We start from the raw sequence: 12,716 nt of genomic DNA, 5'->3' as shown, positions 1-12,716 counted from the left end.
CCCTCACCTTCTCCTATTGTTAGAGCCAAAATCTTGGCTTATCATATTTTGTATATATTTCATCCTCGAGTTCTCTTGTTATCGCTCTATTCGGATCATACTCCGGTCCATTTTTTATCGTCTCTTTCGTTAAGTCTACTCGAACGATTTGCTCTTGCCAGCTAACATATGAGATCCATTCAGGATCAACCAAGACGTGTTTACCTACCCACCAATTTTGTGTATCAACTACTAAATACCTTACCTTCCAAGTTTCATCACAGACAACAAAGTTCTCAACATGACCGATTCTCCCATCAGTTGCCTCAATATGATAACCTTCTATGTCAAGAAAACTTCGTAGCGTACTTTCGTGTTCGTAGTTTTCCGTAACTACATCTTCTATTTCTTGATTGCCTACTGATTCATGAGCCGCTTTTTCAGCCAAATACCAATAGGGGCGCAAACCATAATAATGAACAAAGCTTGCTTCGTATGCTCTTGTCGGTAATTTAGTTTCGAGTGCTGGACTGGACTTTATTGTTTCCCTTGTAAGAAAAAGGAAGAGATTTCCATTTACCAAATCTAATTCAGCAATAGTCATTGGCGAGATCAATACTTTTTTACCAGGTAACCATTTCATCGTATCAACAACGAGATATCGTATAGTCCACTCTTTATCATCTAGTAAAAAATCATGAACCGTACCAATAGGACCATCGACTGCGATTATATCAAACTTTTTCAACTCTTTAATGTTGTGTAACAATTATAACACTCCTTTAAAATGTTGACTTTATGAAATCTTTTTCGCTAACTCATCTAACTCTTTTTTAAAATCCTGTTGAAAATTCTCTATTTCACCTTTAACTGCATCACCAATTTCTTTTCCAGACTTCATTTCTTCTTTCATTAGACGTTTCACGAGAGTTCTTATTTCGTTTGTGTCAATCTCTTCTTTTTCACGGAGTTCTTCGAGCGCTGCTTTTGCTTCACTCACAATATGATTAGCTTCATCGATTACCGTTTCTGAGAGATTTGAAGAACGATCATCTAAAATCGTTGTAAACGAATCAATTCGATCCTTTAACAAATCTGATACTTCTTCTGCCTTCATTTTTCCATACTCAAACTGATCATTGATCTCACTACGTAACTCAGGTCCACTCTTTGGTGTCGTAAGCACTGCAACAGCGGCACCAACTGCACTCCCAATAAGTGTTCCAACAATTATTCCTTTTTGATTATCCATGAATACCACTCCTTGTGTAGTTTTTTGTTTTTTTATAATTAGTTAATGACCATTACAAGAAAACAAATGCCCCCTTTAATGCTGTCTTATTTATGAAATACCCTCCTCACAATGAGTTAAACACCTTTTTTCTGTTTGGAAAGAGTTGCTATTTTGCATAAAAGCAATTTAGAGAACAAATAATGAAATAGTACAGAGTAACATAAGGGAGGCGAATTCGTTGTTACAAAAGGATCAAATCGACAGTTATTTAACAAGAGCCCAAGAAACGATTGACAGTGCTCATAAAGAGCTACTAGATGTAAAATTAATTCAACAGAATGATCCAACTGAATACCCTTTTCTGATGAATCAACTGATGGAATTGGACTCAGAAATAAATGATTTATTAGCAACCGCATCACCTGAGCAGCGTGCTCAATTAGAAGAAGCGCAACATCAGATAAGAGAAACGAAAACAATTATGGTACGTGGAATTTAAAAAGTCGAGGACGATTAAATCGTCCTCGACTTTTTTAATGAGAGTAAAGCTCTCCTTCATGCTGTTCAAGATCTAGTTGGTAAGGCGCAACATCACCTTGTTCTTTTGCATAGAGTTTCAGTTCAATCACGTTTTCCTTTAAAAACTGGACATATATTTCATCCCTTACTAACCATGCAGAATAGTTACGTTTTATATAGTTTTCAGCTTCTTGAAATGATACAAACTCTTCCTCGACAGGAGATCCATTGCGTTCAACAGTCCACTCATCTTCGTCAGAAGGGTACACAAAGAATTGATCGTCATCCCGATTTTCATATAGTGAACCGTGAATAGACTCCTTTAAGTTATATTGATTTCTAAAAGCATCTGCTCTCATAGGATCAATTTTAAAAGGCTCTGCTACAAAGTACTCATATGCTTCTGGCGTTAATGAACAACCAGATGCCTTTGCATGTCCACCACCGCCATAATTTCCAGCAATTTCAGAAACATCAATATATTCATGAATCGTTCGCAAACTCATTCTCTTGCCACCAACACTGACAATTGCTATGTAATCTAGGTGAGCGTTATCCTTGCCTAATTCATTGCCAAGTTCTGAATGATACGATTCGGCATGGACAATACCGACACAATAATCATCTATAAACGTTTGGACTAGCTCGCGCTTCTTTTTGCGAACATATCGTTGAATTTTTTCCTCTTCTAACGCTAGCATTTTTTCTTCAAATTCATCAAATGCAAACGCCTCATTTTTCTTTAATCTCTCTACCATTCGTTCCTCAAATTCATCAATAGAAAGCATAAAAAATAAATCATTCAAACGTTTTGCCGTTACATTTTCATTTTGGTCCCATTCCCAAGTGTCATACTGACGCACAAGTTCCACAAACTCTTCAATAGAATTTGTAGGTGTAATGAGACCCTCATTTTTAAGATGTTCGTAAAAAAGACTAGTAGCTGAAGCTAAACGACCATCGTCATAATCTACCTGTACACTCGCCCAGCTGTAATTGTTAAAATGAAGAGCACTTTTGTGATGGTCAATTAAATTAACCTTTCCGCCACTCTTTACGTATTTATCTAGGCCTTTTTCATTGTCTTCACTGACTGATAAATCTGTAATGAAAAGTTGATCTTCTTTTCTAGGCTTTTCTAAAAACCTCGAAACCTGAAAGTCTAACCCCATGACCGAGTTGTAACGAATTTCGACATTCCCATCAAAAGCTAGCTTAGCGACAATTCCACAGCCAACCCCGTCTAAATCATTATGTGTATATAACCGATACATGTTTGCACACCCCTATTTTTGCCGTAATTACAAATTTAGTATGTACAATAAGAATGAAAATAAGCGTGGAAGACCCACGCCATTAATTAATAAATGCTCGTTTCGTTGCTTTACTGTAAGTAACATCAAATTTTAAGCCTTCAGCAATTGCTCGCAAAGGAACATAGACTTTTCCGTTAATCAATTGCACTTTATCATTCAAAGCCACTCTCTCATTGCCTACACTAATGAAATCAGATCCGACAGTGAAGGTTATAACCTCCTGATCAAGCTTCACAACCGCACTCTGTGTCGCACCCTGCCAAGCTACTGTAGCACCTAAACTCTCCGCATATTCCCTAATAGGGACAAACGTACTTCCATTAGAAATCACAGGATCAAAGGGAGTTACTAGCTCCTTACCTTTCACGTAAATGGTGATCTCTTTCTCACTAGGTGGTGCCTCATGATAAACACCCCATAACAGCTCTGAAATCACTTTCGCCATGACATCGTACCCTTTTTGATTTGGGTGAATATCAGCTCTTAAAATATGTGTGTAAGAAATTTCTCTATTAATAAAACTTTTTGCCACGGGCGCCAAGATTAGCTCATAACCATCTTTTTTATATTGAGCAGAAATCCCTTCTAGAACCTTGGTAAATTGTGTACTTAGTAACGTTAATTTCTTATACATGTCTTGATTAACTCGAGGAAAAGGATTGTACTGGTCAGCAATAACAACCGTTACTTCTGGATTTAATCTATAAATAACATTTAATGTTTCTTTTATGTTTTCTTGATAAACAGAGATCTTTTCATCTAAAAAAATTTGTACCTCTTGTTCATTTAAATCACGTATGTCTATATACGTTCTTGCACCGAAGTCGTTACCACCGATGGTAATTGTAATTAAGTCAGCTTTTACAATATCTGCTTTTAAACTATTTGTTGACTTCAACAATTGATCAATCCTTGGATCTCGCAATGTTTCTTGAATATCAGCTTTCGCCGCTGCGCTCCCCTGATCCATAGTCACAAGAATGTTCTTTAACCCTGTACTCGTTAATCCATTTACTCCATAGTTTTTCACGTTTGTCTTTCCATAAAAAAGCGCTTGTTCATAGACACGATCAACAAAGCCAAACACAGGGGCATTTGCATCCCAGTACTGCTGTGGTTCTAGTCCCACAGTTAGCGAATCTCCTAAAGCAACATAATGAAAAGACGTATTTTTCGCTCCTGCTTGGTTACTAAAGATGAGCCCAAATACTAAGGTGAAAACGATGGCCATCCATGTCGATTTTATGATTGATCTCATTAAAGAGCCTCCTTGCATATAGTTAAACCTACCTACATACTATTCTTGAAAACTCTTTAAATTCCTGCATCCATGTGAAAAAATACCATTATTTGTAGTGTAAATAAATTAGAAATACCTGTCGATAAAATAAATAGGTGATAATATATGAGACATATTGGAGTAAGGACATCATTATTTTTAAGTTTTATTTTGTTACTCGTAGCCATTGTATACATAGATTTCGGTAAAAATTTCATATTTTTACTTTTAATCAACCAAATCGCATTTTTAACCGTTGGGATCATGTATGACCAAACGAAGTTAATGGCAGAGCGTGACCATCTAACAAACTTATACAATCGAGTGTTTATCTCGCAAAAACTTCCAAAGCTACTAAAACAAAAAAACAATCTTTCAATTTGCATTGTTGATATTGACTCATTTAAATACATCAATGATACTCACGGTCATCTGATGGGTGACGACGTGATTAAGAGAATTGCTTATGTGCTAAATTCAGAAACACGTAAAACAGATATCGTTGTGCGTTGGGGTGGCGATGAATTTATTATTATTGCTCCTAATCTTACGGACGAAGTTCTTGTCTCATTAAACGAGCGTATTAATGATAGACTGAAAGAGATTTCTGGGCAATATAAGTTCTCGATAAGTGTTTCGATGGGATTTGCAACTTGTAGCAAAGGTAAAGATATCGAAGCGATAATTCAATTAGCAGATGAGAACATGTATAGTCGCAAGCGAGAAAAACAAAATCGCTTAAACCCACAATTCAACTAAGAAGCACCCTTTAACATTAGGGGTGCTTCTTTTTTAGTGAACATATTCTGCTTGAAACGAGTTTCCTCCCGCATGAACAGAAAGTAAGGTGTTTGAATATCCAACTAAACGATTTACTAATTCATCAGAGATCGCGTAAACTAACGGATAAACTTTTGGATCAAATAATCTAGGATCATCAAAAATAATCGTTGTATTAATAAAAATATCGCGATTTCCGATGAGATCATAATGAATAATGGCTTTACCTACTGCGCCTGTTGTTTCAGGGTCATAATAGCTCGGTAGAAATACATACCACTCTTCGGCTGTATGTGAGCGAAAATTCTTAGTAAAGGTCATTCCTGAGAGTTCCTGTGAAATCTTCTCATCTAGTTCTGGGTTTCTTAGGTTGGATATGTTTTTTTTCATCGAAAGACTCCTAGTCAGTTTTTTACTATTCCTGTCCACTTCAGATGTGTATAATACGTTATGACTACATACTAAGGAGGTTCTTTTATGTCTGATATTTCAGTGCCAGCTCAAAAGCAGCTAGAAGCCTATAATAATCGTGATCTAGAAACATTTATGGAGTGCTATTCAGAGAATTGCTTTGTTGAAGACGGCGCAGGCAATGTACTTATGGAAAATAAAGAAGCAATGCGAAAACGATATGATCTACTTTTTCAGGAAAGCCCTAATCTTCATTGTCGCTTAGTTTCTAGAATTGTATTAGAAAATTATGTCCTAGACGAAGAACGAGTAACAGGTTCAAGAGGATCTACAGAAGAGCGTCACGTTGTCGCAGTTTACAAAATTGAAAACGGGTTAATTACGCATGTAAGGTTCCTAAATTAACACTTTTCCCCCAAAAAAGAAACGAGCACGAAATGAATCGTGCTCGTCTTTATTATTTCTTCAGTTTCGCTAGTGCCTCAGCAAAAGGATTGTTAAAAGGTACATCATCTTCTTTATTCTGTTGCTTTAAATACTTAGAGACATCCTTTTTGGAAACTTTCGATTGCTTCTCTTTATTTCTACGCTCCGTAAAAGTAGAGAGCTTTTCTCTGTGTCCGCACTTACAAACGAACATTTGCCCCTCACCTTCACCACGTAGCTCTAACTTTTTCTTACAGTTCGGACATCTCGCATTGGTTGTTTGCGAAATCGTTTTCCTATGGCCACATTCACGGTCTTGGCAAACATGCATTTTTCCGCGCTTGCCATTCACTTCTAACATCAACTTCCCACATTCCGGACATTTGCTTCCTGTTAGATTATCATGCTTAAATTTCTCATTGCTCATTTTTATTTCATTCACAACAAGCTTAGCATAGCTTTTCATTTCGTTAATAAACACATCTTTACTGAGCTGTCCTTTAGAGATAGCTTCAAGCTTTTGCTCCCACTCAGCTGTTAAGGCAGGTGATTTCAAATCTTCAGGAGCAAGCTCTAAAAGCTGCTTTCCTTTTGAGGTAACAAAAATATCTTTACCTCTTTTTTCTAATAAAAAGGTATTAAAGAGTTTTTCAATAATGTCTGCTCGAGTTGCTACCGTTCCAAGTCCACCCGTTTTTCCTAATGTTTTCGCGAGTTCCTTATCATTAGTTGCCATGTATTTCGCAGGGTTTTCCATCGCAGTTAATAACGTCGCTTCATTAAATGGCGCTGGTGGTTTTGTTTGGCCTTTTGTTTGAGTGATCGAAAGTAAGTTCAACGTGTCACCTTTTGAAATAACAGGCAACTGTTGATCTTTGACATCATCCTCTTCTTCATCTGAAAATTGATTTTCGTAAACTTCCTTCCAACCCATTGATTGAACAATTTTTCCACTTGCGATAAACACTTCCGAACCAACTTTTGCTTTCAATTTCGTTTGCTCGTATAAAAATGGCTCTGATAAAACCGCTAAAAATCGTTTTACAACTAGATCATAGATTTTACGCTCTTTTTCCGTAAATTTCGCCAGGTTTACAAACTCTTCTGTAGGCAAAATGGCATGGTGATCTGAGACTTTACTGTTATCAACGAAGGATTTATTTGCTTTAATCCCAGATTTTAATATTTTCGCAGCTATTTTTGCATAAGGGCCGATACCGCTAGCCTTCACACGATCTTTGAGTGTCTCTACAATATCCGTAGAAATAAAACGAGAGTCCGTTCTCGGATAGGTTAACACCTTGTGCTGCTCATATAACTTTTGCATAATCGACAATGTTTCTTTGGCAGAGAAACCAAAAGCCTTGTTCGCATCTCTTTGCAATTCAGTCAAATCATATAATTGCGGTGCATAACTTTTCTTAGCCGTTTTCTCCACGTCAACGACTTGTGCACTCTTTTGATTTTGGAGGAGTTTGATTAGCTCATCACTTTTCTGTTTATCAAACGTTTTAATGTCATTGGTTTTCTGATCCTGCCAGGTGAGTTTCAGCTTATCCTTGGTTTGCGCAGTAATACCATAGAATTCTCTTGGTTGGAACTTTTTGATTTCCTCTTCGCGCGAGGCAATAATTGCGATCGTTGGTGTTTGGACACGGCCGCAAGACAACTGTGCATTAAACTTTGTCGTTAATGCTCTTGTTGCATTAATTCCCACAAACCAGTCTGCTTCTGACCTTGCGACAGCGGAATGATATAAATTTTCATATTGCTTTCCACTTTTCAATTGTTTAAAGCCGTCTTTAATCGCTTTGTCAGTGACTGAAGAAATCCAGAGACGTTTCAGTGGCTTTTTCACATTTGCTTTTTCAATTATCCATCTTGCTACTAATTCTCCTTCGCGACCGGCATCAGTTGCGATAATGACCTCGTTGACGTCTTTTCTTACTAGCTGACTCTTAACCGCTTGAAACTGCTTCCCTGTTTGCTTAATCACAACGAGCTTTAATTCATTCGGTAGCATCGGTAAATCTTCTAATTTCCACGCTTTATATTTTTCATCATAAACTTCTGGATCTGCTAAGGTTACTAAATGTCCAAGTGCCCAAGTAACAATATACTCATTACCTTCTAGGAATCCATTGCCTTTTTTCGGGCAATTCAAGACTCTAGCAATATCCCGGGCAACTGATGGCTTTTCACACAAAACTACTTTTTTCATAAAAACATCCTTTCCAACTTCACTATCCATTACTATATCACATTGTACTGGGCGAGGCACTTAGCAACAAAAGAAAACACCCGCAAGACGCGGGTGTCATTCCTATAATGGGTCAGGTGTTAAACCCTCTTCTTTAATTTGTTGATTCGTTTTCATCTGGTCCATTTCTTTGCCCAGCTTTTTGGTATCTTCAAAATTGGTCGTCATTGAGTTTTCTTTTTCGCTTTGCTTATGCTTCTTTTTTGATAGCGGATTTTCAATTTGCTTTTTATCCTTCTCATCGTCAATGGTTCCACCACCAAGACCCTCATTGATCATTTAATCAATTTGTTCTTTTTCAGTTTTCATATGGATCAACCTCCCAGGATGAGTATAAGGTTTCTTTACCCCTAGTTTTGGACAGGTAAACATAAAAGACCAACACTGTGTAAACAATGTTGATCTTCCTAAATTATTTCAGAGCTTTAAACGGCCACCAGTTCTTGTCACCAAATAACTGAACCATGACCGGGATGAATAACGGTAACATGAAAAACGCATACAACAACAGCCCTACCAATACAAGAGTCGCTATTTGCATTAGTGACATGACGCCAGAAGGCATCATTGCTCCAAACGTTCCCGCTAGAATGATCGCAGCTGATAAAATGACCGTCCCAATTTGCCCCATTGCACTAACTAACGCTTCCTTTAACGGCATATCTCTCATATTTTCGGTAAAGCGCCCCATTAAAAAGATTGAGTAGTCGACTCCAAGGGCCATTAACATCACGAATCCAAAGAACGGTACCGCCCAGCTAAGCCCCGCATGACCTAAAAGATCAATATAAATAATCTCAGTAAATGAAATAGCCGCGATATAGGTAATAATTAATGACGCCATTATGTATAATGGCATGATTAGTGAACGAAGTAATATCACTAGTACAATAAAAATCCCTGATAGCATAACAATCGCGGTTCGATTAAAGTCTTCATCTGAAATCGTTTTTAAATCACGGTTTACACTCGTTAAACCACCAATAGAAAAGCGATTTTCTTCAAGGGGTGTTCCTTTTAAAGCGATTTGCATTCGTTCCTCAATCACGTTAACAACCTCAATGGCTTCATTACTATATGGGTAAACATCGAGAATCACATCAAATTTGGCAACTAAGTGATTTGGGGTCGTATAAGTTTCCCAAAGTTGGTCTAAATCGCCATTATCAAACAATGTCTGCGGAACGAAAAAGCCTGATAACGGATTTGCTTTTTGATTAGCAATTTCTTCAAAAAGATCTTGAACTTCCGCTAACCCTTCTTCAATCTCTTCAATACCGTCAGCAATTTCTTCTAAGCCTTCAGCTAGTTCAGCAAACGCTTCTTCAATTTCACCAAAAGCCCCACCTATTTCGTCTTGCCCAGTACGAAGGTCACCAATACCTGAAGCTATTTCACCTGTTGCAGTGGCAATTTGTTGCTGTCCTGCACCGATTTCTGTTAGACCACCTTGAATTTCTGTGATCCCTCCACCTACTTGAGCTAGACCGTCTGCTAGACTAGTAATGGCAAACGCTAATTCCGGCGGTAACGTACTGCCCTCAGTTAATTGCAGCATTTGATTTGCAATTCCTGAGATACTACCATTCAATTGAGCTAAACCTGCTACTGACTGTTGTGTACCAGAGCTAACTTTCTCCATTTCTTCCTGGATTTGCTCTGCTCCTTCTTGTAACTCTCGTGTTCCATCAACAAGTTTCCCAACATCTTGCTGAGCAGTTCTCATATCACTTTGCCCGTCTGTTAATTCTGTAGCTATCTCTAACAAAGCTTCTCTTATTTCTTCTAAGCCGTCACTAATTTCATATAGCCCATCATTCACTTCCCCTAACAGATAAGGGAGTGTAAACTCCTCCATCCGTTCACCTTTAGGTCGAGTCGCACTGCGAACTTCTTTGACTCCATCAATCTTTACTAACTCTTGAGTGACAAGTTCAATGTAAGGCATCCATTCTTGGTTACTCCACTCTTCGTCGTTTTCTAATACGACACTTACAGGAAACGCTTGACCTTCACTAAACTTCTCTGAGATAATTTCAAAAGCCATGACCGAGTCGTATTCATTACCAATTTCATTTAATGTGTCCATCGATGTGGCACCACGATGAAACAATAGTGCAGGTATTAGTAATAATGCTAATACAACAATCGTCCAGCCAGGTTTGTAGACTGAAAAACGACCTAGTTTATTCCATATCCAGCTTTTACTTGAGGTTAACTTCCCTCTTGCTGGCCAAAATAATTTTTCCCCTAATAATAGCATCGCGGTCGGAACCCAAACCCAAAGACCAATAATTAGAACGACAATACCTACAGCCACACTTACCGCTGATCGATATAGATCAAAGTCGGCAAACCCAATTGCAAAAAATCCAATAAAGCCAGTTAAAGCGCTATAGAAAACAGTTGCTCCAACAGCTTTGTATGTAGTAACCATTGCGTCTACACGATTTTTCCCTAAAATTAATTCTTCCTTAAAACGTGTTAAAAGTAGGATACAGTAATCAGTCCCAATCCCAAACAAAACAGCAACGATAAATATTTGCGTAAAATTCGAGACAGGAAAATTCATATATTCAATCAAATACGCAACAATCGGTACGCTTACTAAGTAGGAAGCACCAACGGTAATCAGCGGCACAAGTGGAGCAGCTAACGAGCGAAACACAAACAGTAATATACCTAGAACAAATATGACGGTAATGATCTCAGTTTTTGCTAAGCCCTCTTCTGAACTAATGATGACATCCTCTGCTATCACTGCTGAACCTGTTAAATAAGAGCTAACGCCTTCCACTTGCGTTGCTTTTTCAATTTCAGGCCTAACATATGTTACCTCCGTGACACCCATTTTCATCATCAGGACCACTAACATAGTGGTTCCATCCTCACTTACTAGTAAATCTTTTTGCTCATCACTATCGAATGGAGTAATTACTTGTTGCACTTTTGCCGTTCCTAAGTCAGTACCAATCTGTGAAATTTTTTCCTTAATCTGTTGATACTGTTCCTCGTTTAAACCATTCTCATGATGATAAACGACTAGAACCGCTTCTCCTGTAACGCCACCATGTTCTTCTAGCATTTCTGCCTTTATTTTCGAAGGAAAGCCCTCCGGTACAGAAATCTGTCCTTTTTCACGGACTAACTGTTCCATGTTTGGAGCATGTAAGTGAAGAATAACTCCAATGACTATCCATAAAATTGGCAAAAGATAGATCCAGCGATAATTTCGCATCATCTTGTATGTTCCTCTTTTCTCATATTAGTCAAATAGATAGACATTATCAGAATAGTCTGCTCCTATCTATAGTTTATCCACTAACAGTTTATACTTTGAACTAATTTCCAGTAAAGACAAAAAAATATTTTCGATTCGCGAAATTTCTCCATTTACTATTTTCCTTTCTGTCGTTAAAATGTGTGTAGGAAACTTGAAGAAGTGAGGGCTAAGCATGGGTAAAATTAAATTGGATCAACATGGAATTGGGTTTGTTTCTGCTCTCTGGGCTTATATCTTTTGGGGACTACTACCCCTTTATTGGAAGCTAGTTGCTCATGTGCCAGCAGATGTCGTCCTTGCTCACCGAATAATTTGGTCACTAATTTTTGTAAGTGGTATTTTGGTTCTTTTAAGGAAAGTACCAACATTCGTAACTGAGTTTAAAACAATGCTCGCCAATAAAAAGCAACTACTTTTCATTACAATGGCTGCAGGTTTTATTAGCTTTAATTGGTTCACTTATATTTGGGCCGTAAATAATGGACATTTAGTAGAAGCAAGTCTAGGATACTATATTAATCCACTCGTTAGCGTTGTATTTGGAATGATATTTTTTAAGGAAATTCTAACTAAATGGCAAACATTATCTTTTCTCTTAGCAACGGCTGGAGTAGTGATACTAGCAATCTATACAGGCGGAGTACCTTTTATTTCATTAACTTTAGCTATTAGTTTTGCTTTTTACGGAGTGTTAAAGAAGAAAGTAGAGGTCGGAGCGTTAACAGGTCTTGCGGTAGAAACGATGATTGTCACACCGGTAGCTCTTATTTATTTAACGATGATCTACTCATCAATTACTGAAGCCTTCTATCTGAACTCTTTATCAACCTTATGGCTTCTTGCTGGAGGCGGAGCTGCTACAGCGATACCACTGTTGTTATTCGCTATCGGCGCAAGAAGAATACCATTAGCTACCATCGGATTTTTGCAGTTCTTAGCACCAACGATTACTTTAATTATCGGTATTTTTCTTTTCAATGAGCCGTTCGGAGGAATTCATTTACTAGCATTTTCATTTATCTGGGTCGCACTAGCCATCTATACATTCTCAAAAACAAAGCTCTTTAGACGGTTACAAACCATTCAAATGGAAAAACGCCCCGCAAGTTAAGTTCGTATGTTAGAGGCTAAGCTGATAAGCTTAGTCTTTTTTTATTGTCAATTTCCACTTTAAAGATTTCTTCATTGTAAATTCTCCATTTTGCATTTTACATTCTACATTCTACATT

At 37.7% G+C, this 12,716-nt stretch carries 12 protein-coding genes; 4 read left to right on the top strand and 8 right to left on the bottom strand.

What is annotated here, in order from left to right; all coding sequences use genetic code 11:
- Nucleotides 1-19 precede the first annotated feature (19 nt).
- Together DS745_RS01710 and DS745_RS01705 are read right to left on the bottom strand one after the other, a co-directional pair.
- Nucleotides 20-748, bottom strand: a complete 729-nt coding sequence (locus DS745_RS01710; protein ID WP_129076474.1) for a PRC-barrel domain-containing protein — start codon at nucleotides 746-748, stop codon at nucleotides 20-22.
- A gap of 27 nt (nucleotides 749-775) precedes the next feature.
- Nucleotides 776-1,231, bottom strand: coding sequence for a YtxH domain-containing protein (locus DS745_RS01705; RefSeq protein WP_129076473.1), 456 nt, complete (start codon nucleotides 1,229-1,231; stop codon nucleotides 776-778).
- A 220-nt stretch (nucleotides 1,232-1,451) separates the two neighbouring features.
- On the opposite strand from DS745_RS01705, the gene DS745_RS01700 reads away from it, so the two are divergent.
- On the top strand, nucleotides 1,452-1,712 hold the full coding sequence (locus DS745_RS01700) for a DUF2524 family protein (RefSeq protein ID WP_161568142.1): 261 nt from the start codon (nucleotides 1,452-1,454) through the stop codon (nucleotides 1,710-1,712).
- Nucleotides 1,713-1,746: 34 nt separating this feature from the next.
- Here the strand turns inward: DS745_RS01700 and DS745_RS01695 are convergent, their stop codons facing one another.
- Both DS745_RS01695 and DS745_RS01690 read right to left on the bottom strand, forming a co-directional pair.
- A complete protein-coding gene (locus DS745_RS01695; protein ID WP_277750893.1) occupies nucleotides 1,747-3,006 on the bottom strand; it encodes a DHH family phosphoesterase in 1,260 nt (419 codons plus the stop codon).
- A gap of 82 nt (nucleotides 3,007-3,088) precedes the next feature.
- Nucleotides 3,089-4,306, bottom strand: coding sequence for a stalk domain-containing protein (locus DS745_RS01690; RefSeq protein WP_161568141.1), 1,218 nt, complete (start codon nucleotides 4,304-4,306; stop codon nucleotides 3,089-3,091).
- Between the two features lie 147 nt (nucleotides 4,307-4,453).
- Here DS745_RS01690 and DS745_RS01685 point away from each other — a divergent pair, with 147 nt between their 5' ends.
- A complete protein-coding gene (locus DS745_RS01685) occupies nucleotides 4,454-5,086 on the top strand; it encodes a GGDEF domain-containing protein (RefSeq protein WP_129076470.1) in 633 nt (210 codons plus the stop codon).
- 33 nt (nucleotides 5,087-5,119) lie between these two features.
- Here DS745_RS01685 and DS745_RS01680 read toward each other — a convergent pair whose 3' ends face one another.
- Nucleotides 5,120-5,497 carry a hypothetical protein gene (locus DS745_RS01680; protein WP_129076469.1) on the bottom strand — a complete coding sequence of 126 codons (378 nt, stop codon included), beginning with the start codon at nucleotides 5,495-5,497 and terminating at the stop codon, nucleotides 5,120-5,122.
- 87 nt (nucleotides 5,498-5,584) lie between these two features.
- On the opposite strand from DS745_RS01680, the gene DS745_RS01675 reads away from it, so the two are divergent.
- Nucleotides 5,585-5,923 carry a nuclear transport factor 2 family protein gene (locus tag DS745_RS01675; protein ID WP_129076468.1) on the top strand — a complete coding sequence of 113 codons (339 nt, stop codon included), beginning with the start codon at nucleotides 5,585-5,587 and terminating at the stop codon, nucleotides 5,921-5,923.
- Between the two features lie 52 nt (nucleotides 5,924-5,975).
- Here the strand turns inward: DS745_RS01675 and DS745_RS01670 are convergent, their stop codons facing one another.
- The 3 genes from DS745_RS01670 to DS745_RS01660 form a co-directional block, all read right to left on the bottom strand.
- Nucleotides 5,976-8,165 (bottom strand): DNA topoisomerase III, encoded by a 2,190-nt coding sequence (locus DS745_RS01670; RefSeq protein ID WP_129076467.1) that lies wholly within the window; start codon nucleotides 8,163-8,165, stop codon nucleotides 5,976-5,978.
- 102 nt (nucleotides 8,166-8,267) lie between these two features.
- Nucleotides 8,268-8,483, bottom strand: a complete 216-nt coding sequence (locus DS745_RS01665) for a hypothetical protein (protein WP_129076466.1) — start codon at nucleotides 8,481-8,483, stop codon at nucleotides 8,268-8,270.
- Between the two features lie 133 nt (nucleotides 8,484-8,616).
- Nucleotides 8,617-11,445: an MMPL family transporter gene (locus tag DS745_RS01660; protein WP_129076465.1), complete on the bottom strand. Its 2,829-nt coding sequence runs from the start codon at nucleotides 11,443-11,445 to the stop codon at nucleotides 8,617-8,619.
- A 214-nt stretch (nucleotides 11,446-11,659) separates the two neighbouring features.
- On the opposite strand from DS745_RS01660, the gene rarD reads away from it, so the two are divergent.
- Nucleotides 11,660-12,598 carry an EamA family transporter RarD gene (rarD, locus tag DS745_RS01655; protein ID WP_129076464.1) on the top strand — a complete coding sequence of 313 codons (939 nt, stop codon included), beginning with the start codon at nucleotides 11,660-11,662 and terminating at the stop codon, nucleotides 12,596-12,598.
- The last annotated feature ends 118 nt before the right edge of the window (nucleotides 12,599-12,716 follow it).

This window comes from Anaerobacillus alkaliphilus (assembly GCF_004116265.1).
In the GTDB taxonomy this organism is placed as follows: domain Bacteria; phylum Bacillota; class Bacilli; order Bacillales; family Anaerobacillaceae; genus Anaerobacillus; species Anaerobacillus alkaliphilus.
This window is presented reverse-complemented; position numbering and strand designations above follow the sequence as displayed.